The following is a 24,410-nucleotide window of genomic DNA, read 5'->3' on the forward strand; positions in this document are numbered from 1 at the left end:
CTCAGCTCGCCACGCGCTGCATGGCCACGGCCGCCAGCGTGCGGTCGAGCAGGCCGGAGAAACGGTCCAGCCGGCGATTGGTGCGCTCGAACTGGTCGGTGGGAAGCAGTTGCTCCAGCTCGCGCGCCGCCGCGGCCAGGGACTTCGCCCCGATCGTGCCCGCCGCTGAACTCATCGCGTGCACGAGTCTCGCGGCTTGCACCTTGTCGCCGCCGTCGAAGGCGGTGCGCGCATCGCGGGCCACCTGGGACATCGTGTCCTCGAAGGTCTTGAGCAGGCGCAGGTACAGCGACGCGCGGCCGTGGCAGTGGCGCAGGCCCTCCTCCACGTCGAGCACGTCGTCGTCATCGACGTGGGGCGCCGTGGCGAGGAAGTCTTCGTCCTCGGGCACCTCATCGGCGACGGCGGGCGCCTGCGGCATCCAGCGGCGCAGCACCGCCAGCAACTCTTCCAGCTCGAAGGGCTTGGTGACGAAGTCGTTCATGCCGGCGGCGATGCACAGCTCGCGGTCCTTGACCATCGCATGCGCCGTCATCGCGATGATGGGCAATGCCAGGCCTGCCGCGCGGATGCGGCGCGTGGCCTCGTAGCCGTCCATGCCGGGCATCTGGATGTCCATGAGCACGACGTCGCAGGCTGCGCTCTCCTCCACCAGGCGCTTCACCGCTTCCGCGCCGTTGTTCGCCACCTCCACGTCCACACCGGCCACGGCCGAGAGCAGCTCGGTTGCCACCTGCTGGTTGATGTCGTTGTCTTCCACCAGCAGCAGGCGCCGACCGCGCAGGGCCACGAGTGTTTCCACCGCGCGCGGCGTGACACTGGAGGGCACCACGATCTCGCTGGCCTCGTCGGGAATCTCGCCCGCGATGCCGAAGCGCGCCGTGAACCAGAACTCGCTGCCGCGGCCGGGCTCGCTGGCCACGCCGATCTCGCCGCCCATGAGCTGCGCCAGTTGCCGGCTGACGGCCAGGCCCAGGCCCGTGCCACCGTAGCGGCGCGTGGTCGAGGTGTCGGCCTGCACGAAGGGCTGGAAGAGCTTGCCAGCCTCCTCGCTGTTCATGCCGATGCCGGTGTCGCGCACCGAAAAGCGCAGCAGCACGTGTTCGTCGGCGCTGCGCTCCACCAGCGAACAGTTCACCACGATCTCACCTGCGTCGGTGAACTTGACCGCGTTGTTGCACAGGTTCACCAGCACTTGAGCGAGACGCAGCGGATCACCCACCAGCGAACGAGGCACGCCCTCGCCCACGAGGATGCGCAGCGGCAGGCGCTTCTCCTGGGCCTTGTGGCCGACGATGGTCCGCACGCGGTGCACCACCTCGTCGAGGTGGAAGCTGCGTGCCTCCAGGTCGAGCTTGCCGGCCTCGATCTTGGACACGTCCAGGATGTCGTTGAGCACGCCCAGCAGCGCCTCGGCGGCGGTGCGGATCTTGCCGACGTAGTCGCGCTGCTGGCGAGACAGGTCGGTACGCAGCGCCAGGTGCGACATGCCCAGGATGGCGTTCATCGGCGTGCGGATCTCGTGGCTCATGTTGGCCAGGAACTCGCTCTTGGCCTGCGTGGCCGCCTCGGCCACGTCGCGCGCCTCGATCAGCTCGGCAGTGCGCAGCTGCACGCGCCTTTCGAGGTCGGCGTTGAGGCGGTCGAGTTCGGCCTCCTTCTCGCGGCGGGCGATCACCTCGTTGCGCAGCTCCGCGGTACGGCCGCGCACCATCACGCGCAGCTGGATGATGAAGGCTGCCGCCAGCACCAGCACCGCCACCAGCACGACGATGGGACGGTAGTCGAAGTCGCGCTCGTAGGCGATCAGCGTCCACTTCTGGCGGAAGCGGTCGCGGTCGTTCTTCGGGATCGCCTCCAGCGCCTTGGCCAGGATCTCGGCCAGTTCCGGCCAATCCTTGCGCACCGCCATGCCGAACTGGAAAGACGTGTCGATGTCGCCCGCCACCCGCACGTCATTGATGCCGGCCTCCATGAGCTGGTAGGTCGTGGTCAGCAGCGCGCCCACATAGGCCGCCGCATCGCCCCGGCGCACCGCCTGCAAGCCTTCGAGCGGCGAACGCACCTCCAGCAGCTGCACGCCCTGCCCTTCGCGCCGCAGGACCTCCGCCGCGCCGAAACCCTTCACCACCGCCACCCGCTTGCCCGCCAGTGAAGACAGTCCGCCGCTGAGCTTGGACTGCAAGGGCGCGAAGATGACCACGGGCGTGGTGATGAACGGCTCGGTGAAGAGGAGCGACTCGCGCCGCTCAGGCGTGATGACCAGCGAGCCGAACATGTCCACTTCGCGCCGGCCTGCCTTCTCCAGCAAGGTCGACAAGTCCTGCGGCGGCAGGTACTCGAAGCGCACGCCCAGCATCTCCTCGACGCGGTTGAGGAACTCGACGGTGATGCCCTGGTACTTGCCATCGGCGCCGAGGGATTCGATGGGCGCCCGTGCCGTGTCCATGCCCACGCGAATCACCGGATGCGCCGCCAGCCACGAGCGCTGCGCCTCGGTCAGCGGCAGGTCGCGCTGCACGCTGGCGCCGTCGGCACCGCGCAGCCAGCGGCGGCGGATGACGTCATGCTCTTCGGGCGTGATCGATGCGATGGCCTTGTTGAAGATGGACAGCAGCTCCGGCGCGGTGTTGCGCAGCGCGACCCGGTTGGTGCCGGCCTCGGAGTAGTAGTACAGCAGCGCCACCTTCAGCGCGCCGCCGTCCTGCTGCATCGCCTGCTGCACCACCGGCAGGTCGTCGAAGAAGCCTTCGGCCGCGCCCAGCGAGACGCGGGCCACGCCGTCCCGTGGCGAGTCGACCTCCACGACCACGCAGCTCGCGCACTGCGCATGGATGACGGGGATGCGCACGGAGTTGCGCCGCACCGCGATGCGCTGGCCCGCGAACGATGCGAGCTGCCGCGCCTGCGCGTGGCTGCTCTTGGTGACCATCGCAATCGGGATCTCGAGGTAAGGCTCGGTGAAGTTCAGGCGCTTCTTGCGCTCCTCCAGCACCCGCGCGCCCGGCACGCCGTCCACCTGGTGTGCCATGGCCTTGTCCAGCGCCACCGCCCAGGTCGAGCCTTCGTAGTGCAGCTTGAACCCCGCCTTCTGGGCGATGAGGTCCATGTAGTCGATGTTCGCACCGGCGAAAGACGGCTGGCCCTGCGAGTCGCCGCGCTTGTAGTTCAGCGGCGGATTCACCTCGTCGATGGCCAGCGTGACCACCGGATGCACCGCGATCCACGCCTGCTCCGCCGGGCTGAGCGGCAACTTGGCCTCCGCCGCCGCACTGCCGCGCGGCCAGGCCAGGCACAGCGCCAGCAGCAACACGCCCCACGCCGGCAACGATGCGAAGGCGCGCAGATGAAGGCGGACGAAGGCCATGGGAAATTCTAGTGTGGGGACCCGAGCAACGGTGATGACTTGTGGCCAGGGCGCTCCCATGCCTACAATCGCGCCCTCTTCTTTTTCCGACTGCTGCTGCGGAAAAGGTCTTGGCCTCGGCACTGGGTGCGCGCGGCCATACCTTGTCGTCTGGACTGCTCCAGACCTCTCGGGCAACTCGCCCAGGAAAGCACAGCATCGTGTCCCAACTGAACCGTCTCCAACGGGCGTTCGCACGCTCGAACATCGATCTTCGCTACGAAGACGGTATCTACCGCGTCCGCGACGACGCGGCTGACGCCAGCATTCTTCTGCCCGCCTCGCTGCCTCTCGAAGAAAAGGCGGTGAAGCAACTGCTCGCCTTCGCTGCGGTAAAGACCCCGCAGGGTGACTCTGCCGTGTGCACCGCCTGCGCCACGCCGGACTTCCATCCGGGTGCCATCGCGCCGGTGGGGTCCGTCGTCGCCACAGGAAGCGACGTCGTCATTCCAGCGGCGATCGGCACGGACATCAATTGCGGCATGCGGCTGCAGACCACCGGCCTCACGCTCGGACAGGCGGCACCTCACAAGGAAGCGCTGGTGGCGCGACTGAAGGCAGCGTTGCTGGACAACGAACGCAACGTGCCCTTGGCCACCCAGGCGTTTCGCGCGCTGTTCGACACCGGCCCCATGGCCCTCGTGGACGCGCTGGGCGCGGATGGCCTGTGGGCCCAGGTGGACCGCGACCGGCTGGTGGCCGAGATCGGTCGCTGCATCGGCCTGGACGAACTGCAGGCGCACTCCCGCCACGCACCGGACGCCTTCGTCCGCGGGCGCGAGGTCTTTCGCGACCCTTGCCTGGGCACGCCCGGATCCGGCAACCACTTCGTCGAGCTGCAGGTGGTGGACGAGGTGCTCGACCGCCACGCGGCCTATGAAGCAGGACTGAAGAACGGCGAGGTGGTCGTGATGATCCACAGCGGCTCGCGCGACATGGGATTCCACGTCGGTGCGCGCTGGATGGACCGTGCCCGTGATCAATGGCCTCGGGGCGTCAAACATCCCGAGAGCAAGCTGTATGCGCTGGAAGGCCCGCTGGCCGCGGAATATCTCCAGGCCATGGGCGTCGCCGCGCGCTATGCGTGGCTCAATCGCGTGGTGATCGGCGAAATGGTGCGACAGGAATTGCGCCGCGTGCTGGGCACCGACGGCTCGCGCCTGGTGGTGGACGTGCCGCACAACGTCGTCCTGGCGGAGAACGGCATGAACATCCACCGCAAGGGCGCCACCCCGGCCAGGAGCGGCGACCTGGCACTGATCCCCGGCTCCATGGGCGACCACTCCTTCGTGGCCCGCGGGCTGGGTCATGCGGACTGGCTCTGGTCATGCAGCCACGGTGCGGGACGCCGCATGCGTCGGCAGGAGACGCGGGCATTGAAGGCGTCAGGCCGCCCAGCGGACGCACCGTGGACCTGCGTCACGCTGCGCGAGGAGCGCCGCATCGAGGAAGCTCCGCGGGCCTACAAACCGATCGGACCCGTGATCGAGGCACAGGAAAGCGCCGGGTTGATCCACGCCGTCGTCCGGCTGCGTCCGTGGGTAACTTTCAAGGCCTGATGTCCGGTTTTGTCTCACCAATCCGTCCATCCCCTTGGACACGCCGGGACCCAAGGGGAGCACCATGACGCCAACGCCAGTCAGGCCGACCCGCGTCGGAATGATCGTTCCGAGCTGGAACACGACCATGGAAGCGGAATTGCCGGAACTGCTGCGAAGGCAGCAGCAGTCCGGCTCGCCGCGCCTGAGCCTGCATTCGGCCAGGCTGCGCCCGATGGCCGGCCCGGACGAGCAGGACGCGGTGATGGACGCGGTGGATGCCTTGAGCGATGCGCAGGTCGAAGCGCTCATCCACGCCGACGTGTCGGGCTTGATGCTGCGTGGGCGGCGCCGCATCTGCGACATGCACGCGCAGTTGTCGCAGCAGGCCGCCGAGAGCGGACGCCACCCCTCGGTGATCACCAGTGCAGGCGCGCTGGTGTCCGCGCTGAAGGCGCTGAACGCCGGCCGCATCACGCTGATCGCGCCCTACCTCAAGGCCGCGACGCAGCAGGTGTGCAAGACCTTGGGCGAGTACGGCATCGAGGCCGTGCAGTCGCGCTCGCTGGAGATCGTGGCGCCCGCACTGGTCGGTCGGCTCGACCAGGCCAAGCTGCTGGCCATCGCCTCGCAGCTCGACTATTCCGGCTCGCAGGCGCTGGTCATCTCCGCCTGCGTGCAAATGCCTTCGCTGGACGTCATCGACGAAGCGGAGCAGATGCTGGGGTTGCCGGTGATCAGCGCCGCGACGGCCACGGCCTTCGAGCTGCTGAACTGCCTGGACATCGAGCCGGCGATCCACGGTGCGGGTTGCCTGCTGCGGCCGCGGTCGGCGGCGCGCCGGCAGGCCGTGGTCCTGTGAACCAGGCTCAAGCCGGCAGGCACCCCAGACCGCGCAGCGTGGTCTCCACCGCCTGGTCCAGCGGCGTGTGCGGTTCCTCGCCCAGCACGCGGACCAACGCGGTGTTGTCCATGCGCAGTTCGCGGGTCCACAGGTAGCGCATCTCGCGCATCTCGCGGAACAGCGGCACGAACGGGGAGGCGAGCATCAGCAGCCACCACGGGAAGGCCTTGAGGGCAGGCGCCTTGCCGGTGCGGCGCTGGACGACGCGCTGGATGGACGCGGCCATCTGCTGGCCGTCAGCGTCCCAGTGGCCGGCCATGTGGAAGCTGGCGAAGGTGGGCAGGGTGTCGGCGCGGTCGAGCAGGCGCACCATGGTCCGCGCCACGTCCGGCAGGTAGGACCACTGGTGGCCGACGCCGGCACGTGCCGGGTTGCTCACGGCGGACACGGCCTGCCCCGGCTTGACCAGGCCCTGCGAGAACCAGTTGTTGCCGACTCTCGGGCCGAAGAAGTCGCCGGCCCGCACGATGATGACGGGCACGCCGTCCTGCGAGGCGGCCTGCAGCCGGCGCTCCATCTCGACGCGGATGGCGCCCTTGCGGGTCAGCGGGCGCTGCGGCGAGTCTTCACGCAGCACCGGAAAGGCATCGGGCCCGAAGTTGTAGACGGTGCCCGGCAGGACGATGCGCGCACCGACCGCCTGGGCAGCGGCGATGGTGTTGGCAAGCATGGGCAGCACCAGCTCGCTCCAGCGGCGGTAGCCCGGCGGGTTCACGGCATGCACGATTGCGCTCACGCCCTGCGCCGCCGCCAGCACGTCGCCTGCGCTCATCGCGTCGCCGCTCATCCACTCGATGCCGTGGCCATCGGCGGGCGCCGCGCCGCGCTTGAGTGCACGCACCGTCCAGCCCGCATCGCACAGCTGCCGCGCCACTTCGCCGCCGATGCCGCCAGTGGCACCCAGCACCAGAACCGTCTTCTTGCCTTGCATGATCTGCTCCTGTGTCAATGAACGAATGGGAGCAGTGTGGCCGTCGGCAGTCTCAAATGGAATTGCCGAACATGTGCCAGACGCTATACATTTTTGCATGGACACGAATGAACCCGGCTGGGAGCTGTACCGGTCATTGCTCGGCGTGCTGGACGAGGGCTCGCTCTCCGGTGCCGCGCGGGCACTGGGCATCGCGCAGCCCACCGTCGGCCGCCACGTCGCGGCCCTGGAAAAGGCCCTGGGGCAGGCGCTCTTCACCCGTTCGCAGGCGGGGCTCACGCCCACCGAGGCGGCGTTGGAGTTGCGGCCGCACCTGCAGACGCTCTCGGCCACCGCCGCGGCCATCAAGCGCGCATCGTCGGGCACTCGTGACGCCGTGGCCGGCACCGTGCGCATCACCGCCAGCGAGGTGGTGGGCGTGGAAGTGCTGCCGCCCATCCTCGCGCGGCTGGCGGAAAACCACCCGGGCCTGGCCGTCGAGCTGGTGCTCAGCAACCAGGTGCAGGACCTGCTGCGCCGTGAAGCGGACATCGCCGTGCGCATGACGACGCCCAGGCAGGAATCGCTGATCGCGCGCCGCGTGGCGGGCATCGTCGTGGGCCTGCATGCGCACCGCGGCTACCTCGACCGGCACGGCACGCCACGCACGGACGACGAGCTGCAGCAGCATCGCATCATCGGCTACGACAAGGAAACGGCCTACATCCGCGCGATGAGCAAGTCCCTCGGGCCGATGCGGCGCGACCGCTTCTCGCTGCGCACCGACAGCGACCTCGCCCAGCTAGCGGCCATCCGCGCGGGGCACGGCATCGGCATCTGCCAGGTGGGCATCGCCAGGCGCGACAAGCAGCTCGTGCGCGTGATGCCGCGCCGCTATTCGTGGACGCTGGACACCTGGGTCACCATGCACGAAGACCTGCGCCACAGCGCACGCTGCAAGGCCGTCTTCGATGCGCTGGTGGAGGGCCTCGGCCGCTACGCGCCCAGCGACTCGGTGACGCGGTAGGTGTTGCGGCCGGCGGCCTTGGCTTCGTACAAGGCCTTGTCGGCGCGCGCGAGCAGGTCCGACCCGCTGATCACGCCCTGGCGATGCACGGCGATGCCCATGCTGGTGGACACGTTGAGGTGGCGTCCGTCGATGTCGAACACGTGGCCGATCTGCGCCAAGATCTTGCGCGCCACGAACTGCGGCTCGGACTCGCCGCGCAGGCCTTCGAGGATGATGACGAACTCGTCGCCGGCCAGCCGCGCCACGCAGTCGGTGCTGCGCACCGCGTCCTGCAGCCGGCGGCCGAACTCGCGCAGCACGGCGTCGCCCATGGCGTGGCCCAGCGTGTCGTTGACGGACTTGAAATGGTCCACGTCGAGGAACATGACGGCCAGGCAGTCGCCGGTGCGGGCCGCACGCGCCAGGGCGTCCTCCAGCCGCTCGTTGAACTGGTGGCGGTTGGGAAGGCCGGTCAGCGCATCGAAGCGCGCCAGGGCCTGGAGCTGCCGCTCCACGCGCTTGAGTGCCGACACGTCGGTGCTCATGCCGTAGACGCCGGCCACGCTGCCGTCGGCGCGCACGTCAGGCACGTAGATGGTCTGCATGTTCCGGTGCAGGCCTTTCGCATCGCTGTCCAGTTCGAACTCCACGCGCTCGCCGGCCAGGGCGCGCTCCAGGTGCTCGCGGCGCGGCCCGAATTCCCGCTCGCCCAGCACCTCGCGCAAGGGCCGGCCGATGGCCGCCTCGATGTCCACGCCCATCCAGGTGTTGATGGTCTCGTTGATGAAGCGCAGCCGCTGGTCCGAGTCGATGTACGAGATCATCACCGGCAGGTTGTCGGTGACGGCGCGCAGCAGCCGCTCGTTGGCAGCGAGCGTCTCCTCGTCGCGCTTGCGGTCGGTGATGTCGAAGCTCACGGAGTAGAAGCCGCGCACCCAGCCTTCGGGCGCGATGTCGGGCACGTAGTTCTGCTGGAACCAGTGCGCCTTGCCGCGGATCGTCGCGTAGACCTCGAAGCTGGCCGGCTCTCCGTTGAGCACCGCGTCGATGTGGGGCTTGGTCTGCTCGTACACCAGGTCGCCACGCACCTCGCGGATGGCCTTGCCCACCAGGGCGGACGGGTCGCAGTGGTAGACCTCACCGCAATGCCGGTTGGCGAAGTCGCAGCGCTCCTCGCGGTCGAAGTGAGAGATCATCACCGGCACGCTGTCGGTGATGGCACGAAGGCGCCGCTCGCTTTCGGCATGCTGCAATTCGGCTTGCTTGAGCGGCGTGATGTCGAAGCTCATCACGTAGAAACCGGTGACCTGGCTGTCGGCGGACCACTCGGGCACGAGGTTGGCCAGGAAGAAGCGGCTGCGGTCGTGGTGCAGCCAGTTGGCTTCGAAGGCCACGCGCTTGCCCGACATCACCGCCGCCAGGTGCGGGGCATGCAGGGCATAGCTTTCCTCGCCCAGCGCCTCGCGCAGGGTGTAGCGGTCCAGCCGCGTGCGGTCCAGGCTCAGCGCGCGGATGGCGCCGCTGTTGAAGAAGTGGCAGCGCTGCTGCAGGTCGCAGTAGGCGATGGCCGCGGGAATGCTGTCGGTGATGTCGCGCAGGCGCTTTTCCACCGCTTCGCGCCGCATCTCCTCGTCCTTGCGGTCGCTGATGTCGGTCACCATCGCATAGCAGCCGCGCACCAGGCCGTCGGGGCCGCGGTCGGGGATGTAGTCGATGTGGAAGTAGCGGCCCACGCGCGGCGCAGGCCCCTCCCAGCTCGACCGGTCGCCGGCCAGGGCTCGCTCGATGGCGGGGCGCATCGCCTCGTAGGCCTTGCGACCGGTGACTTCCTCCACCGGGCGTCCGTCCATGCCGGCCGGGTCCACGCCCAGCCAGGTTTCGTGCTTGGCATTGCCGAAGGTGTAGCGGCCTTCGCTGTCGATGTAACCCACCAGCGCGGGGATGTTGTCGACCACGTCGCGCATGCGGCGCTCATGCTCCTCACGCTCGGCGCGCGCCTGGGTGACCACCGCTTCGTACTCGCGGCGCCGTCGCTGCTGCAGCCACAGCGCCGCCGCGGCACCCAGCGTCACCACCGCCAGCGTGCCCATCATGATCGCCGCCTGCTGCCGCCAGGCGGCGAAGATGAACTCGTTCAGCCGGCTCACGTGGATCACCATCGGCGGCTCGATGCGCGAACTGCCGGCGCCGATGGTCCGGTTGGCGATCATGCGGTCTTCGCCGGTGGCTGCGATGCGTCCGCTGAACTGCGTGGCGCTGGCGCCCGACTCGTGGTGCCGCGCGAACATCGAGCCCGGCCGGTCGATGTTCATGCCCAGCGTGGCGGCATTCACCGGCATGTTGCCGAACACGATGCCGCTGCCGTGAACGAGCGTCGTGCGCATGTCCGGCGCATAGAGCACCGACGACTGCACCACCTCGAAGTAGCGCGGCTCCACCACCGCCGAGACGATGCCCGCGAAGTGGCCGTTGCTGTCGAGCAGGCGGCGGCTGAGGTTGATGGTCCACACGCCCTCGGCCGACTTGTACGGACGCGACATGTACAGCAGGTCGCCCTCGAAGCTGTCGCGCAGCGTGGTGAAGAACTCGCGGCCCACCATGCCGTGGCCCTGCAGTTCCGCCAGGCTGGTGGCCACGACCACGCCGTTCACGTCCAGCACGAACATGGCCCGCACGCCGGGCAGTGCATCGGTCAGGGCGCTCAGCCGGCGCTCGGTGGTGCCGCCGGCGGGCGGCACGCCGCGGCCGGGAAAGAAATCGCGGCGCACGCCCAGGAGACCCTGGTCGGCGCCGTCGAACTGCTGCAACAGGTTGTCGTGGATGACCTTGGCCTGCGTGGCCAGGCGGCTGCTTTCAGTGCGCCCGATGTCGCGGTGGGTCTGCAACAGCGCCATGGCGGCCAGCCCGAACACGAGGACCGTCACGGCGCCGAACAACAGCCATTCGAGGCCGTAGCGGCGGCGCTGGCGGCGGGCAGCGTGCTGACTGTCCATGTGCTGGTCGCATCCCGCGCGCAAGCCCTGCCTGCGCGCCCTTGGGGGCACTTCGCCCCGTTCCCGCTCCCCGGTCTTGCACACTATGCCATCGGCCCAAGCCCACTCCTCCAGCGCTTGTATGAATTTGTCACGGTTGCGGCGCGACATCGAAGCCGCCCACCGTCACCATCGCGCTCGGGCCGTCCAGGCGCACCGTCGTCAGCTCCTCCTTCTGCTGCGCCGTGCCGAAGCCGGTGGTCAGCCGCATCATGAGATTGGTGGCCGGCGAGACGATCTGCTGGCGGTGCCCGTAGAACTGCGCCTGCACCGTGTAGTGGCCGGGCTTGGCACGGCGCAATGAGAACTCCTCGGGCCCGTAGCCGCCGGTCACGTCCTGCGAGACGCGGCCGCCCTGGCGGGTGAAGCGGTGGCCGTAGAACGCCTTCTCGCCGTTGGGGTCCACCACCCACAGGTCGATGTCGGTGTTGTCCGCATCCCAGGACAGCACGATGCGCAGGTCCAGCGGCAGGTTGCGCATGAGGCGCTGGTCGAAGCCCTGCGTGCGCACCGGCTGGCCCAGCAACTGGGCACGCGCGGCCACCGAGTTCAGCTCGGCGAGCGCGGTCAGGTCGATGTCGGGAAAGCGTCCGTCCCAGGGGCGGGAGACCACCTCCCAGAGCTGGTCCACCGCATCCTGCCATTGCTTCGCATCGGCATGGGCCAGGCCCAGGTCGCGCCAGGACTGCGGCTCGTTCGGGCTCAGCCGCTTCACCTCCTGGAACACGGGAATCGCGAGCTCGGCCTGACGGGCCTGCAGCAGGCGGTAGCCCAGCACGCGCAGGATGTGGCGGTTCTCCAGGTTCATCTCGGCCAGGTTCGACAGCACGCGCAGGCCCAGTTCCGGCAGGCCCTTGTCGAACAGCACGTCGGCGGCATCGAGGAAGAAGGCGGTGCTGTTGACGAAGTCCGGCCGCTCGTCGAGGTAGCGCTGGTAGACCTGGTCGCGCGGGGCCTCGCGCAGGCGGCGGGCATAGGCGGAGTCCGGCGCCCACTTGGTGAGCTGGATGCTCGAGGTGGTGGTGTCGGGCTTGTCCGCGGCGGCTTCCTTCTTCGCAAGATCCGCCGGGGCGGCATTGCCGGCGGCACGGGTGCGCATCTGCGCTGCCTCGGCCATCGCCGGCGCCACGGCGGGCGCGGGGGCCATCACCGGCGGCGGCGGCGGCATCGGCACGGCCGCGCGAGCCGTTGCATCGGCCACGTCATCCGATCGACGGCTGCGCGCATCGCGCTCCTGCAGGCGGCCGAGGGCTTCCTTGCGATCGGCCGCTTCCTCGCGTGGCAGTCCGCCCTTGGGGTAGTCGCGCTGCCACCAGGCCACCTGTTCCTTGAAGCGGCTCACCACGCCTTCGAGGTGGGCCGTGCGCTGGTCCTGCACCTGGCGGTTGCCGTAGGCCATCAGGCGTTCGTACTCGGCGCGCATCGCCATCGGCGGCTCGATCTCGTAGCGCACGTAGTCGTTGATCGCATCGAGCACGATGAGCGAGGTCTCGCGCGTCACCAGCCCGAACTGCTTGCCGACACGGCGGATCTCCGCGCGGTGGGCATCGTAGTCCTCCTCCAGCTCCGCGATGCGCATGCTGGCCCACTGGATGGGCACGAGGTCGGCACGGGCGGGCGATGTCTCGCGCGGCGCCTGGATGTCCACCACCTGCGAGCTGGCCTGGCCATCGGGCAGCACGAAGTCCAGCGTCACCCGCGCCGGCCAGCGCGCCACCTGGCCGGCAACAGCCACGAAGGATTCACCCACCTGCGGCATGCGCGCCACCAGTTGCGAGGCGCCGGCGCCGCGGATGCCGGCCAGGCGCACGCGCTGTGACGTGAGCGATTTCACCGCAGCAGCAGCATCCACGTGCAGCAGGTCCAGCCACTCGCCGCCGCTGCGCTGCGACAGGCCGGCCAGGCGGCGCGCGTCCACGCTCGATGCGGCACTGACGGCGTAGGTCGGCACCTTGTCGCCGGGTTGTGCGTGAGCGCCCCAGTTGCCCAGGCCGTCGCTGAAGACGAAGGCCAGGTCGACCTTGGGCACCGCGACCAGTGCAGCGAAGTTGGTGGCGCCGTCGTAGGCGACGCCGTTCAGCGCGCGGCGCAACTCGTCCCAGCGTCCGTCCTTCACGGCAAAGCGCCGCGCCGGCTCGGCGGCATCGCGCACGACGTTGAGCTGCACGTCCACGTTGCGCACGGCCTTGAAGTACGCATCCAGCAGGGCGAGCTCGCGGTCATGGTCCCGCGTGGCGCCGGAGCCTGATGCGTCCCACTGCAAGGCGATGCTGCGCGGCGCCGGCCGCGGCATGGCGCGCTGGACCATGGGCACTTCGGCATAGAACATCGAACGCGAATCAACGGTGCTGGCAGCCACCACGGTGTCCGAGCGCGCCGGCAGGTCCACCTTCAGCAATGCCGCCCCGCGGTGATGGCTGCGGTGGATCTGCACCTGCGACCAGCCGGTGCGCTGCTGGGTCTGCACGTCGTTGGCCGGCAGGCCGCTGGCTTCGAGGTGGATGCTCGACAGCGGCACATCGGCCAGGCGCAGGTCGACGTCGAGCTGGCCGACCTCGCCGGCGAACTCCAGCGGCAGCTCGAAGCTCGCGCCCATCACCTTGCCCCGGCCCGAGCGACCCAGGTTCTCGCTGATGTCGAGCACCACGCGCCGCGTGCCGCGGCCGGGAATGGGGTACACGCGCAGCTTGTAGTTGTTGCCCTGCGTGACCTCCAGCAGCGCCGGGTCGACGCGGGTGCGGGTCACGTCCTCGAAGACCTGCTGGCCCTTGGCCTTCTCCACCGGCACGGCGGGGCGCATCTCGTGGCCCATGTCCAGCGCGAAGCCGGTGGCGACCTGTCCTTCGCGCAGCGGGAACTGCAGCTCACCTTCGAGCACCTGGTCGTTCGGATTGCGCAGCACCAGTTCCACCCGGGTGCGGGCCGCGTGGCCGACCACCTCGGTGAAGACATCGGCCTTCTCCAGCTGGATGGCCAGGCGCGCCTGCGGCGACCAGATGCGCACCTGCGGCGGCAGGAGTGGCGCGATCGGCATGACGCCCTTGGCCGGCGGCACCGGCGGCGTGAGGGCGTGGCCGGGGATCATGACGGCCGCAAGGGCCAGCGCCGCGGCAAGGGTCGTGAGTCTGCGCATGATGGGCTTGAAGTCGTTGGGACAAGAACTGCTACGGCCCAGCTTCGCGAACGGGGTGAAAGTTTTTCACCACCGGGCTGCTGTATCCCAAAGGCTCATTCCCTCCCCGGCCGCGCCCGCCTATCGTCCGCCCCGACTTCAACCATTCGGGAGGACACCATGAGACCGATGACGCTGACCACCATGCTGGCGGCCTGTGCAGTCGCCAGCGCGTGCGGGGGTGGCGACGACGGGCCTGACACCGGCTTCGACTGCCTTTTCGCCAACTGCAAGAACTCGCAGGACATCCAGGTCTCGGACCTCAGCGCCCGATACGAGGTGACGCAGGAAGGCACGCGCGTCACCGCCGTGTCCTCCGTGGGCTACCGGTACAACCTGTTGACCGTGGTGCGCGTGACCGGCGGCGACACCCTCACGCTGTCCAGCGGTGTGCAGTCGCGCGAGATGCATCCCACCGACGCGAGCTGGTGGCACGCCAGTGCCTCGCTGGACGGCCTGGGCGAGTCCCCCACGGTGTCGGTGGATTTCAAGCGCGGCACGCAGGTGGAACGCGGCACGGTGACCCTGCCCAAGGTGTTCAGCATCGTCAGCCCCACGGGCGCGGTGGTGCTCAAGCATTCCGACGGGCAGTTGCTGGCGACGCTCACCACCTTGGCGTCCGACCACTTGGTCACGCAGGTGAACGGCAACTGCCGGCGCGCTGATGGCACCCAGTTCCCCATCAACACCACCCTCACCCCGGCCTACCAGTCGGCGCAGCCCACGGGCCACCTGTACCGCATCAGCGTGTCGTTGCTGGACAGCGAGATCGCCTTCGAGAACCAGCAGGCCCAGCCCGGCAACCTGAGCGCGGTGGATCGTTGCGAGCTCACCCTGCAGTGGCGCAGCGAGGCCTACGGCACCACGCCGGCCGGCATGCACCCTTCCAGCAGCATCGTGGGCGTGACGAAGCAGTCGATGCCACTGAGCTACCTGGCGCAGCAGTGAGTGGTGCAGCGGTGGGTGGTGCAGCAGTGCGCCGCGTCAGGTGTTCTTGGAGATGCTGATGGTCGGGAATTTGGCCGAAAAGTCCTTGGCCCGCTGGGCGATCTTCACGGCCACCTGTCGCGCCACCGCCTTGTACAGGTTGGCGATCTCGCCCTCAGGCTCGGCCACCACCGTCGGGCGCCCGCTGTCGGCCTGCTCGCGGATGGACAGGCTCAGCGGCAGCGCGCCGAGGTAGTCCATCTCGTACTGCTCGGCCAGCTTCTTGCCGCCGTCGGCGCCGAAGATGTGCTCCACGTGGCCGCAGTTGGAGCACACGTGGACGGCCATGTTCTCCACGATGCCGAGGATGGGCACGCCCACCTTCTCGAACATCTTGATGCCCTTCTTCGCGTCCAGGAGCGCGATGTCCTGGGGCGTGGTGACGATGACCGCGCCCGTCAGCGGCACCCGCTGCGACAGCGTGAGCTGGATGTCGCCGGTGCCCGGGGGCATGTCGACGATGAGGTAGTCCAGCTCGCCCCAGTTGGTCTGCCGCAGCAGCTGTTCCAGCGCCTGCGTGGCCATGGGGCCGCGCCAGATCATGGGGTTGTCCTGCTCGACCAGGAAGCCGATGGAGATGACCTCCACGCCATGGTTGACCAGCGGCTCCATGGTCTTGCCGTCCTTGGATTCGGGGCGGCCCTCGATGCCCATCATCATCGGCTGGCTGGGGCCGTAGATGTCGGCGTCCAGGATGCCCACGGTAGCGCCCTCGGCCTTGAGCGCCAGCGCGAGGTTCACGGCGGTGGTGCTCTTGCCCACGCCGCCCTTGCCCGAGGCGACGGCGACGATGTTCTTGACCTTGGGCAGGAGCTGCACGCCGCGCTGGACGGCGTGGGGGATGATCTTGGTGGTGATGTCGATCTCGACCGACTCGACGCCCGGCACCGTCTTGGCGGCAGTGGCCAGCGCCTGCTGCAGCGCCGCCACCTGGCTCCTGGCTGGGTAGCCCAGCTCCACGCCGAAACTCACCTTGCCCCCGTCGACACGCAGGTTCTTCATCTGCTTGCCCGACACGAAGTCGCGGCCGGTGTTGGGGTCGTTGACAGTCTGGAGCGCCTGAAGCAGCGCGGATTCGGAGGCGGACATGGAAAAGCGGGGATGGCGGGAGGGAGGCCGGCCAGTCTAACTCCCGGGGCATTCAGCCCGGCCGGCACGGGGATACCCAACGTTGGTGCCCGGGGAGCGGCCGGAGCCTAAAATCCGCCCTTTCCCCCTCGTCACCCGCGGCCACAAGCTGCCACTGCCCATGACGCGCAAGCTCTTCGTCACCACCGCCCTGCCCTACGCCAACGCGCCCTTCCACATCGGCCACATGATGGAGTACATCCAGGCCGACATCTGGGTACGCTTCCAGCGCATGGTCGGCAGCGAGGTGCACTTCGTCTGCGCGGACGACGCCCACGGCGCGCCGATCATGATCGCGGCCGAGAAGGCGGGCAAGTCGCCGCAGGCCTTCGTGGCCGAGATCGCCGCGGGGCGCAAGCAGTACCTGGACGGCTTCCACATCGGCTTCGACAACTGGCACTCCACCGATGGCGCGGAGAACCACGAGCTGGCGCAGGACATCTACCGCGCGCTGCGCAAGCAGGGCTTGATCACCGAACGCAACATCGAGCAGTTCTTCGACCCGGTGAAGTCGATGTTTCTGCCCGACCGCTACATCAAGGGCGAATGCCCCAAGTGCGGCGCGAAGGACCAGTACGGCGACAACTGCGAGGTCTGCGGCTCGGTGTACTCGCCCACGGACCTCAAGAACCCCTACTCCACCCTCACCGGCGCCACGCCGGTGCTCAAGACCAGCGACCACTACTTCTTCCAGCTCTCGTCGCCGCGCTGCATCGAGTTCCTGCGCGAGTGGACGGGCAAGGCCGGCCGGCTGCAGCCGGAGGTGCTCAACAAGATCAAGGAGTGGTTCACGCCCGACGACGACGGCCGCGTGGCGCTGAGCGACTGGGACATCTCGCGCGACGCGCCGTACTTCGGCATCGAGATTCCCGATGCACCGGGCAAGTACTTCTACGTCTGGCTCGATGCACCGGTGGGCTACCTCGCCTCGCTGAAGAACTACTTCGCCAAGATCGGGAAGGACTTCGACGCCTTCCTCGCCGACCCGCAGGTCGAGCAGGTGCACATCATCGGCAAGGACATCATCACCTTCCACACGCTGTTCTGGCCGGCCATGCTGCACTTCAGCGGCCGCAAGGTGCCCGACCACATCTACGTGCACGGCTTCATCACGCTGGGCGGCGACAAGATGAGCAAGAGCCGTGGCACCGGCATCTCGCCCTTGAAGTACCTGGAGCTGGGCATGAACGCCGAGTGGCTGCGCTACTACATCGCGGCCAAGCTCAACAGCCGGGTGGAGGACATCGAGTTCACGCCGGATGATTTCAAGGCCCGCGTGGACAGCGACCTGGTGGGCAAGTACATCAACATCGCCAGTCGCGTGGCAGGCTTCCTCAGCAAGCGTTTCGACGGCAAGCTGGCGGCCGAGCATGCGGCCGACGGCGCCAAGCTGCTGGATGTGCTGATCTCACAGGCCGGTGCCGTGAGTGCGCTCTACGAGGAGCGCGAGTTCGGCAAGGCGCTGCGCGAGATCATGCTGCTGGCCGACCGGGTGAACGAATACGTCGACCAGAACAAGCCCTGGGAGCTGGCCAAGCAGGAGGGCATGGATGCCCGGCTGCACGAGGTGTGCTCGGTGTGCATCGAAGCCTTCCGCCTGCTCACTGTCTACCTCAAGCCGGTACTGCCGGCGCTGGCGAACAGGGTCGAGGCGTACCTGAACATCCAGCCGTTGAACTTCGCGGACGCGGACAAGCTGCTCGGCAGCCACACCGTCGGCAACTATGCACACCTGATGCAGCGTGTGGATCCAGCCATGCTCGACAAGCTGTTCGAGCTGCCCGGCGCACCGGCCACGGCCGCTCCCGACCCCAAAGCGGCTGAAGGTGCAACGGCTGCCGCCCCGTCGCCGGGCGGCGAAGAAATCGCCGAGACCATCGCCCTCGGCGACTTCACGAAGATCGACCTGCGCATCGCCAAGATCGTCAGCGCCGAGCATGTGGACGGCTCCGACAAGCTGCTGCGCCTGACGCTGGACGTGGGCGAAGGCCGCACGCGCAACGTCTTCAGCGGCATCAAGAGCGCCTACAAGCCCGAAGAACTGGCCGGCAAGTTCACCGTGCTGGTGGCGAACCTCGCACCGCGCAAGATGAAGTTCGGCGTGAGCGAGGGCATGGTGCTGGCCGCGAGCCACGCTGACGAGAAGGCCAACCCGGGCCTGTACATCCTCGAACCCTGGCCGGGCGCGACTCCCGGTCTGCGGATTCGCTGATTCATGCGTTGAGTGCCGATGACCGCGCCCACCACCGTCGACATCGTCCGAGAGTTCCCCGACACCACCTGGGCCGACGACGGGCCCACGCGGGGTGTCGAGGCGGTGGTGGAAGACGGGCAGGTGCTGAGCTTTCCGACCCTGCCCTTCGTGCTGTCCGAGGCCGAGCGGCGCTTCCTCGATGAGCGCTGGGCCGACGGCAAGGCCAAGAACATCTCGGTGCGATGGCCGGGCGGCGAGCTGCGCGGCGCGGCCGGTTCAGCGGCCGATCTTGCCGACCTGCGCACGATGATCGTGCGTTACGCCGAGCAGAGCGAAGCCTTTGCCCTGCGCCTGTTCCCTCACTACCGCGGCAAGCTGCGCCGCGGCAACACCTCGTTCCGGCCGGCCGACATCGCCGGCCGCGAGACCAGCTGGCGCAAGGACGACACGCGGCTGCACGTGGATGCGTTCCCGTCCAACCCCATGCAAGGCACGCGGCTGCTGCGCGTGTTCTGCAACGTGAACGAGAACGGCCGGCCGCGCGAGTGGCGCGTCGGCGAGCCCTTCGTGGCACACGCGCGGCGCTACCTGCCGTCCATCACCCGGCCGCTGCCGGGCTCGGCCTGGCTGATGCAGAACATCGGCATCACCAAGCGCCGCCGCACCGAATACGACCACGTGATGCTGCAGTTGCACGACCACGCCAAGGCCGACCTGGACTTCCAGAAGACCGGGCCGCAGGCACGCGTGGACTTCGCGCCGGGGACGACCTGGGTGGTGTTCAGCGACCAGGTGCTGCATGCGGCGATGGGGGGGCAGCACATGATGGAGCAGACGTTCTATCTCGATGTAGAGGACCTGCAGCGGCCCGAGACCTCGCCGCTCAGGACACTGGAGCGACTGCTGCATCGGACCTTGCGCTGACAGCCCCGCTCAGGCCCATGCATCAGCCTGCTGAAACCAGCCAGCGCCCGAGGCTTCGCCGCACGCGTTCTGCGCAGCGGGCCAAGGTGTGGCGATGCACCTCGTCAAGCGCGGACCAGCGCTCGTCCCACTGCTCGGCCGCCGCGCGCAGCAAGGCCGGCGCGGCACCGAAGACGATGCGGTTTCCGCCAGACTCTTGGTCGACATGGACGAGACCATCACCCAGTACATCGCGCAAGCGCGCGGTCAGTTCGGTGCACTGCGGCTCCTCGTCATGCAGGTTCACCACCAGCACACCGGTATCGCCGATGGCACGTCGGCAATCGGCATAGAACGCCGGCGTGCACAGCCCCTCGGGCTGTCCGTCGTAGTTGAAGCCATCCACGAACACCACGTCGTGTGGCCTCGTGTTCTCCTCCATCACCGCGGCACCGTCGCCCTGCAAGACGCGAAAACGCTCCCCGTCCGGTGGCACGAAGAAATCTTCACGCATGGCGATCACGTGGGGATTGATTTCGACCACGCTGACATCGGCGTGCCGCAGCCATCGGTGCCAGTACTTCGCGAGCGAACCGCCACCCAGGCCGATCATCAGCATGGATGCGGGGCGCGGCTGCAGCATCAGGCAGGCCATCATCGTGCGTGTGTAGGCGAGGTCAAGTGCGCAGGGGTCGGCACGCCGCATGCGGCTTTGCGTGGCAGACATGTCGAAGTGCATCGACAGCGTGCGTTCGTCTTCGTAGATGTAGGGCCGAACGGCGTCGGCATCGGCGGGAAGAAAGTCGTTCAGCAATGCATGTCCTGCGAGGTGGGCGATTCGGGCGGGATGGAAAACGGCGGCTGGCCAGGCACTGCCAGGTCAGGCGGATGGATGGGACAGGCCCGCACGCAGTGACTGCAAGTCGCGCCACAGTGGCGGCGCGGCGATGGCCATCAGCAAGGCAGCGATCGGCACGGTGGCCAGGAAGCCCGCGCGCTTGAAGGCGATTGCACCGACCAGCCCGCCAATGAAGAACATGGCGAGGATGAGCGCATGAATGCGCAGCTTGTCCCGGTTGGCACGCACGAAGTGCTGGGGGTCTGCGTTTTCGGTGCGATTCCAGTAGACGAGCCTGCCGAGTTCGATGCCGAGGTCCGTGATCACACCCGTCATGTGGGTGGTGCGGATCTCCGCCCGCGAGATCTTGGTGACGATTGCGTTCTGCAAGCCCATGATGAAGCACAGCAGCAGCACGGTGGACGGCACGAACACGTCCACGAAGAGCGCGAGATGGGCTCCCAGCATGCCGAAGATCAGCAGCAACGCAGCCTCCAGCATGAGCGACAGCGCGAATTCGCCGTGCATCTGGCGACGCCGGGCCCAGTGGATGAGTACTGCCGTCGTGGCTGCGCCGAAGACGAAGGCAAGCAAGGCCGACACGCCGGCCATCGCGAGCACCGCCTGGCCGAGCACGAGGTCGTCGGCAATGGCTGACACGACGCCCGTCATGTGCGACGTGTAGCGCTGCACAGCGAGGAATCCTCCAGCGTTGACGGCGCCGGCCACGAAGGCCAGCACGCTGCCGAGTTGCCGGTTCGCATGTCGAGTGCGATCCCGTGCGCTCAAGCGATGGAAGAAAGTTGGCATGGCGGACCGCGAATACTTGCTACACCCATTTTATGCGCGTAGCATGTTTACTGAACGCACATCGCATTAACATATCGTTGATTCGTGGGCCATGGCTGTTCCGAATCCCGAGTGACGACGCCTGAGCAGCAAGAACCCGAGCAATGGAACTGAAGACGGCACGCCTGACCCTGCTGATCGACCCCGCGAAGAAGGTCGCCTTTGAGCGTCTGTGCGCGCAGCAGGACCTCACCCCGTCGCAAGTGGTGCGCCAGCTCATTCGCGAATACCTTGCCGCGCATGGCGTGAACTACGTGCCCAGCGGATCACCCGCGCCACCCACAGCGGTCGATGGGTCGTCGCGGCGCACAGCTGCCCCGGCAGGCCGTGCACGGCCTGTCAAATCCGCGGGGTCCATGGTGGCCTCGGCGACAAAGCGGCGCTGAAGTTTCGGCGCCGCGGTGTTCCTCCTGACCCATGCGCCTGCGATTCCACCCCCGGTTGGTCGACTCGCTGCCTCACTACAGCCGGCAAGATTTTTTCCACGACCTCGGTGCCGGCCTCACCGTCGGCGTGGTCGCGCTGCCGCTGGCCATGGCTTTCGCGATCGCGTCGGGCGTGAAGCCCGAGCAGGGGCTCATCACGGCCATCGTGGCGGGCTTCCTCATCTCGGCGCTGGGCGGGTCCAGCGTGCAGATCGGCGGGCCGGCGGGCGCGTTCATCGTCATCGTGTACGGCATCGTCGAGCGCTACGGGCTCACCAACCTGCTCATCGCCACCGTGCTGGCTGGGGTGCTGCTGTTCGCGATGGGCGCGCTGCGGCTGGGGGCGCTGGTGCGCTACATGCCGGTGACCATCGTCATCGGCTTCACCAACGGGATCGCGGTGCTGATCGCGGTGTCGCAGCTGCGTGACCTGCTCGGGCTGCAGATCACCAAGATGCCGGGCGACTTCTTCTCGCAGTTGCACATGCTGGGCAGCCACCTCGACAGCTTCAATCCTTACGCCCTGGCCGTGGGCCTGGTGTGCCTGGGCGGCCTCTTCCTGTGGCCGCGCATCTTCCAGCCGGGCGGGCCGTTGCCGGCCCAGGTGCTCGAAGGCGTGACGCTGCGCACCGCGTCGCGCATGCCGGGGCCCATCGTCGCGCTCATCACCTTGACGGCCGCCGTGCACTGGCTGCACCTGCCGGTGGAAACCATCGGCTCGCGCTTCGGCGGCATTCCGCAAGGCCTGCCGTCGCTGGCGCTGCCGCCCTTCAGTTGGGACAGTGCCAAGCAGCTCTTCATTCCCACGCTGACCATCGCGTTGCTGGGCGCAGTGGAGTCGCTGTTGTGCGCACGCGTGGCCGACAACCTCATCGACTCGCCGCGCCACGATCCCAACCAGGAGCTGATGGCGCAAGGCATCGCCAACATCGTGTCGCCGGTGTTCGGCGGGCTGCCCGCCACCGGCACCATCGCCCGCACCGTCACCAACGTGCGCGCCGGCGCGAGGACGCCCGTCGCGGGCATCGTGCATGCACTCACGCTGCTGGGCATCGTGCTGGTGGCCGCACCGTTGGCCGAGTACGTGCCCCTCGCCGCACTCGCCGGCATTCTGCTCTTCGTCGCCTGGAACATGGGCGAGTGGCATGAGTTCGCGCGGCTGCGGCACTTCAGCCCGCAGTACCGGACGATACTGGTCGGTACCTTCTTGCTGACGGTGATCCTCGACCTGACGGTGGCGGTGGAAGTCGGCCTGGTGCTGGCCTGCGTGTTCTTCATCTACCGCATGGGCACGCTGTTCCGGCTGGAGCCGCATCCGCGCTCGACGGCAGAGGTGAAGATCGTGCGGCTCTACGGCTCGCTGTTCTTCGGCGCGGTGGATGGCCTGGAACCGCTGGCCCGCGACCTGCCGCCGGGCACGCAGGTGCTGGTGCTCGAAGGACACCGCCTGATCTCGATGGACACCTCCGGCCTGGACGCGCTGGCGCAGTTGCATCGCACGCTGACCCGGCAAGGCGTGCGGCTCATGCTGTGCGACTTCAACGAGCAGCCACGCAGCCTGATCCACCGGTCCGGCTTCGAGGTGCTGCTTGGCGGCGAGAACATGGTGCCCGACCTGGACACCGTGGAGAGAATGACGCAGCGCGGCGCCTAAGGTTTTCGCACCGGCCGCCTCTTCTTCAACGGCCCGGCCAGCGCGGGAATCTCCGCGATGAGCGCCTCGCGCCGCGCCGCCAGCCAGCCGATGGCAAAACGCGTGGTGGCATCGTCGGCCTGCGGCTTGCAGGCGTCGATGGCGACGCTCAGGTCCATGTAGCGGCCCAACTCGTCCAGCGTCTTCTTCAGGGCCTTGAGCGTGCGGCGCACATCATCGCCATCGAGCAGCGGAGCGAGGAACTCCAGGCCGTAGCGCAAGCGCTTGGCACGCTTGCGCAGCTTGTGGCGGGCCAGGTGGTCCAGGGTGGTGAACTCGGCCAGGCCGGCAACGACCTTCTTGTGATCACGCGCCAGTTCTTTCTCCAGCACCTGCAGTGACGGCGAGGCCACGGTGCCCAGCCCTTGCGTCCATTCGAACAGGGACAGCATCAGTGCCTGGCAAGAGAAATCGCGAACGATGTCCACCGGCGCCGCGCCCTGGTCGGCTGCAACGCGGGGCAGGTCCCAGCTCAGTCCGATCGCCGCCATCGCCTGGTGGAGCTCATCGGCGATGAACCCGGCCACCACCGCACTGTCACGCGATGCACCCAGGGCGCGGAAGCACTGCGTCGCCGCATCGTCGATCTGCGGAGCAGGCTCTTCCAATCCGAACAGCCGCCAGGCCGTGCGCAACCGGCGCAGGCCCACGCGCAGTTGATGCACGTGCTCATCCGAATGCTCGCCGCTGCTGATCTGGCTGGCGTTCACGCTGATCTGTTCCAGGCACGAGAGCACGACGCGGCGCATGGCGTCGTCCATGCCGGCGTCCTTGTCGAGCTCGATGCCGGACGCCTTGCGCGGCGGTGCCACCGGTTCGCCGCGCGACAGCATGTCGCCGCGTTCTGCCTTGCCACGGGTGTCCAGCCACAGGCCGTGGCGCTTGACCCAGGTGCGTGCGGCCGCCAGCACGGCCAGGGGCGATCCGCTCAGGAGTTCGATTTCCAGCTCGCACACCGCCAGCTGTTCCTCGCCGGCGGTGATAACGCCATCGTCGAAGGCGATTTCCACCATGCCGTGGCGCGTGCGCACGGCACGGGTGCGGCGGCGGATGTCGGTGCGGAAGGTCATCACCAGGGGCGAGGAATCGCGCAGCACCACGGCCAGGCGTTGCCCCACCGGTGTGTCCGCGTGCAGCGACGGATCGGCCGCATTAACCGCCGCCGTGGACAGGTTCACGTTGTGCTCGGAGCGCGTGATGCCGTCGCCCTCCAGGCCCTTGAGCGTCTGCACCAGCCGCCGGCCTTCGCGGCGCACGCGCAAGGCCAGCCCGACGCGCGCCAGCGCCCGGTCCGCCGTGTCGAAGTACGCCGCCTGCAGCCGCACGCGCGGCGGCCTGGCCGCACCTGCCACCGCCGCGTCCACCGCGGCACGCGCCTGGGGCGGCACCTGGAATTTCAGCTCGATCTCCCGCATCCGCGAA

At 68.2% G+C, this 24,410-nt stretch carries 15 protein-coding genes and 1 pseudogene; 8 read left to right on the forward strand and 8 right to left on the reverse strand.

Annotated features, from left to right (window positions below):
* Nucleotide 1: 1 nt before the first annotated feature.
* The gene (locus tag DZC73_RS04100; RefSeq protein ID WP_161974441.1) at nucleotides 2-3,367 is read right to left on the reverse strand and encodes a transporter substrate-binding domain-containing protein; all 3,366 of its coding nucleotides are present in this window, start codon (nucleotides 3,365-3,367) and stop codon (nucleotides 2-4) included.
* Between the two features lie 200 nt (nucleotides 3,368-3,567).
* Between DZC73_RS04100 and DZC73_RS04105 the strand changes: the two genes are divergently transcribed.
* Both DZC73_RS04105 and DZC73_RS04110 read left to right on the forward strand, forming a co-directional pair.
* The gene (locus DZC73_RS04105) at nucleotides 3,568-4,965 is read left to right on the forward strand and encodes an RtcB family protein (RefSeq protein WP_124538898.1); all 1,398 of its coding nucleotides are present in this window, start codon (nucleotides 3,568-3,570) and stop codon (nucleotides 4,963-4,965) included.
* A 64-nt stretch (nucleotides 4,966-5,029) separates the two neighbouring features.
* The gene (locus DZC73_RS04110) at nucleotides 5,030-5,806 is read left to right on the forward strand and encodes a maleate cis-trans isomerase family protein (protein ID WP_124538899.1); all 777 of its coding nucleotides are present in this window, start codon (nucleotides 5,030-5,032) and stop codon (nucleotides 5,804-5,806) included.
* Nucleotides 5,807-5,813: 7 nt separating this feature from the next.
* On the opposite strand, the gene DZC73_RS04115 is transcribed toward DZC73_RS04110, so the two are convergent.
* On the reverse strand, nucleotides 5,814-6,779 hold the full coding sequence (locus DZC73_RS04115) for an NAD-dependent epimerase/dehydratase family protein (protein ID WP_124538900.1): 966 nt from the start codon (nucleotides 6,777-6,779) through the stop codon (nucleotides 5,814-5,816).
* A gap of 97 nt (nucleotides 6,780-6,876) precedes the next feature.
* Here DZC73_RS04115 and DZC73_RS04120 point away from each other — a divergent pair, with 97 nt between their 5' ends.
* On the forward strand, nucleotides 6,877-7,785 hold the full coding sequence (locus DZC73_RS04120) for a LysR family transcriptional regulator (protein ID WP_124538901.1): 909 nt from the start codon (nucleotides 6,877-6,879) through the stop codon (nucleotides 7,783-7,785).
* Here the strand turns inward: DZC73_RS04120 and DZC73_RS04125 are convergent.
* Complete coding sequence (locus DZC73_RS04125; protein WP_161974442.1) at nucleotides 7,755-10,760, reverse strand: PAS domain-containing protein; 3,006 nt, start codon at nucleotides 10,758-10,760, stop codon at nucleotides 7,755-7,757. The genes DZC73_RS04120 and DZC73_RS04125 overlap by 31 nt on opposite strands.
* Nucleotides 10,761-10,890: 130 nt before the next feature.
* Nucleotides 10,891-13,932 (reverse strand): VIT domain-containing protein, encoded by a 3,042-nt coding sequence (locus DZC73_RS04130; protein WP_124538903.1) that lies wholly within the window; start codon nucleotides 13,930-13,932, stop codon nucleotides 10,891-10,893.
* A 159-nt stretch (nucleotides 13,933-14,091) separates the two neighbouring features.
* On the opposite strand from DZC73_RS04130, the gene DZC73_RS04135 reads away from it, so the two are divergent.
* A complete protein-coding gene (locus DZC73_RS04135; RefSeq protein ID WP_124538904.1) occupies nucleotides 14,092-14,919 on the forward strand; it encodes a hypothetical protein in 828 nt (275 codons plus the stop codon).
* Between the two features lie 36 nt (nucleotides 14,920-14,955).
* On the opposite strand, the gene apbC is transcribed toward DZC73_RS04135, so the two are convergent.
* Nucleotides 14,956-16,047, reverse strand: a complete 1,092-nt coding sequence (gene apbC / locus DZC73_RS04140; RefSeq protein WP_124538905.1) for an iron-sulfur cluster carrier protein ApbC — start codon at nucleotides 16,045-16,047, stop codon at nucleotides 14,956-14,958.
* A gap of 160 nt (nucleotides 16,048-16,207) precedes the next feature.
* Here apbC and metG point away from each other — a divergent pair, with 160 nt between their 5' ends.
* Both metG and DZC73_RS04150 read left to right on the forward strand, forming a co-directional pair.
* Nucleotides 16,208-18,298 (forward strand): methionine--tRNA ligase, encoded by a 2,091-nt coding sequence (gene metG, locus DZC73_RS04145; RefSeq protein ID WP_124538906.1) that lies wholly within the window; start codon nucleotides 16,208-16,210, stop codon nucleotides 18,296-18,298.
* 18 nt (nucleotides 18,299-18,316) lie between these two features.
* Nucleotides 18,317-19,204: a Kdo hydroxylase family protein gene (locus tag DZC73_RS04150; RefSeq protein ID WP_124538907.1), complete on the forward strand. Its 888-nt coding sequence runs from the start codon at nucleotides 18,317-18,319 to the stop codon at nucleotides 19,202-19,204.
* 22 nt (nucleotides 19,205-19,226) lie between these two features.
* Here DZC73_RS04150 and DZC73_RS04155 read toward each other — a convergent pair whose 3' ends face one another.
* Nucleotides 19,227-19,910, reverse strand: coding sequence for a fused MFS/spermidine synthase (locus DZC73_RS04155; protein WP_124538908.1), 684 nt, complete (start codon nucleotides 19,908-19,910; stop codon nucleotides 19,227-19,229).
* A 153-nt stretch (nucleotides 19,911-20,063) separates the two neighbouring features.
* Complete coding sequence (locus DZC73_RS04160; protein WP_124538909.1) at nucleotides 20,064-20,831, reverse strand: YoaK family protein; 768 nt, start codon at nucleotides 20,829-20,831, stop codon at nucleotides 20,064-20,066.
* 143 nt (nucleotides 20,832-20,974) lie between these two features.
* Between DZC73_RS04160 and DZC73_RS30560 the strand changes: the two are divergent.
* Together DZC73_RS30560 and DZC73_RS04170 are read left to right on the forward strand one after the other, a co-directional pair.
* Nucleotides 20,975-21,154: pseudogene (locus DZC73_RS30560) on the forward strand (ribbon-helix-helix protein, CopG family); the annotation flags it as partial.
* A 133-nt stretch (nucleotides 21,155-21,287) separates the two neighbouring features.
* Nucleotides 21,288-22,949, forward strand: a complete 1,662-nt coding sequence (locus tag DZC73_RS04170; RefSeq protein WP_124538911.1) for a SulP family inorganic anion transporter — start codon at nucleotides 21,288-21,290, stop codon at nucleotides 22,947-22,949.
* On the opposite strand, the gene DZC73_RS04175 is transcribed toward DZC73_RS04170, so the two are convergent.
* A complete protein-coding gene (locus DZC73_RS04175; RefSeq protein WP_124538912.1) occupies nucleotides 22,946-24,403 on the reverse strand; it encodes a CYTH and CHAD domain-containing protein in 1,458 nt (485 codons plus the stop codon). The two genes, DZC73_RS04170 and DZC73_RS04175, sit on opposite strands and share 4 nt — an antisense overlap.
* Nucleotides 24,404-24,410 lie beyond the last annotated feature (7 nt).

The sequence above is a fragment of the Rhizobacter terrae genome (assembly GCF_003852895.1).
Lineage (GTDB): Bacteria > Pseudomonadota > Gammaproteobacteria > Burkholderiales > Burkholderiaceae_C > Albitalea > Albitalea terrae.

What these genes read in the sequence shown, in the direction of transcription:
- DZC73_RS04110 (WP_124538899.1), top strand. Translation starts at nt 5,030, where the DNA reads ATGACGCCAACGCCAGTCAGGCCGACCCGCGTCGGAATGATCGTTCCG.
- DZC73_RS04160 (WP_124538909.1), bottom strand. Translation starts at nt 20,831, where the DNA reads ATGCCAACTTTCTTCCATCGCTTGAGCGCACGGGATCGCACTCGACAT.
- DZC73_RS04125 (WP_161974442.1), bottom strand. Translation starts at nt 10,760, where the DNA reads ATGGACAGTCAGCACGCTGCCCGCCGCCAGCGCCGCCGCTACGGCCTC.
- DZC73_RS04155 (WP_124538908.1), bottom strand. Translation starts at nt 19,910, where the DNA reads ATGTCTGCCACGCAAAGCCGCATGCGGCGTGCCGACCCCTGCGCACTT.
- DZC73_RS04130 (WP_124538903.1), bottom strand. Translation starts at nt 13,932, where the DNA reads ATGCGCAGACTCACGACCCTTGCCGCGGCGCTGGCCCTTGCGGCCGTC.
- DZC73_RS04115 (WP_124538900.1), bottom strand. Translation starts at nt 6,779, where the DNA reads ATGCAAGGCAAGAAGACGGTTCTGGTGCTGGGTGCCACTGGCGGCATC.
- DZC73_RS04135 (WP_124538904.1), top strand. Translation starts at nt 14,092, where the DNA reads ATGAGACCGATGACGCTGACCACCATGCTGGCGGCCTGTGCAGTCGCC.
- DZC73_RS04120 (WP_124538901.1), top strand. Translation starts at nt 6,877, where the DNA reads ATGGACACGAATGAACCCGGCTGGGAGCTGTACCGGTCATTGCTCGGC.
- apbC (WP_124538905.1), bottom strand. Translation starts at nt 16,047, where the DNA reads ATGTCCGCCTCCGAATCCGCGCTGCTTCAGGCGCTCCAGACTGTCAAC.
- DZC73_RS04100 (WP_161974441.1), bottom strand. Translation starts at nt 3,367, where the DNA reads ATGGCCTTCGTCCGCCTTCATCTGCGCGCCTTCGCATCGTTGCCGGCG.
- DZC73_RS04170 (WP_124538911.1), top strand. Translation starts at nt 21,288, where the DNA reads ATGCGCCTGCGATTCCACCCCCGGTTGGTCGACTCGCTGCCTCACTAC.
- DZC73_RS04175 (WP_124538912.1), bottom strand. Translation starts at nt 24,403, where the DNA reads ATGCGGGAGATCGAGCTGAAATTCCAGGTGCCGCCCCAGGCGCGTGCC.
- metG (WP_124538906.1), top strand. Translation starts at nt 16,208, where the DNA reads ATGACGCGCAAGCTCTTCGTCACCACCGCCCTGCCCTACGCCAACGCG.
- DZC73_RS04150 (WP_124538907.1), top strand. Translation starts at nt 18,317, where the DNA reads ATGACCGCGCCCACCACCGTCGACATCGTCCGAGAGTTCCCCGACACC.